The organism is Pseudoalteromonas sp. NZS100, from assembly GCF_015864815.1.
GTDB classification, from domain to species: domain Bacteria; phylum Pseudomonadota; class Gammaproteobacteria; order Enterobacterales; family Alteromonadaceae; genus Pseudoalteromonas; species Pseudoalteromonas distincta.
The window spans coordinates 1-501 of the sequence record NZ_JADYWM010000078.1 but is presented as its reverse complement, the minus strand read 5'-3'; the positions used below and the strand labels follow the sequence as shown (position 1 = coordinate 501).

Annotated in this window: 1 protein-coding gene; it reads right to left on the bottom strand. The window is 62.9% G+C overall.

The annotated features are described in order from the left end of the window. The coding region (locus I6E69_RS20550) for a M50 family metallopeptidase (RefSeq protein WP_197122245.1) at window positions 1–501 on the bottom strand (501 nt) is incomplete at both ends.

The window sequence follows — 501 nt, the reverse complement described above, 5'->3', positions numbered from 1 at the left end:
CAGAAGACCGACGGTACGCCTGTCCGTTTGAAGAGCAGGTAGGCGTCTGAGGTGTTCAGTTGGTCACGGCGACGAGTGTGTACGCCGATCACAGTGGCGAGGCCGCGCACGCTTCCCACGAGAAGCGCAATCGCGATAATCAGCAATACGTAGCTTTGCTGTTCGGGCGTTGCCCACACCCAGAGGGCGGCGCTCGCGGCGGCGGAGACGGCGACAACGAGGAAGCCAAAGAGGTTGCGGATCACGAGCAGGGTGAGCACGAGGATGATCCCGCCGACGAACAATGCCATAGCGGTGTAACCCTGCGTGACGCACCAGAGTTGCACGGCTCCGACGATTGCGGGAGCCGGGTAGCCAAGCGATCCGCTGATGACGGAGCCGAGTTTGCCGCGCCCACTGCTGACGGCTTCGCCCGAGTGATTCATGCGGATTTTCATGCCGTGAACGAAGCGACCCGTCAGGATCGCGCCAACGGCGTGCCCGAGTTCGTGCACGAGGGTC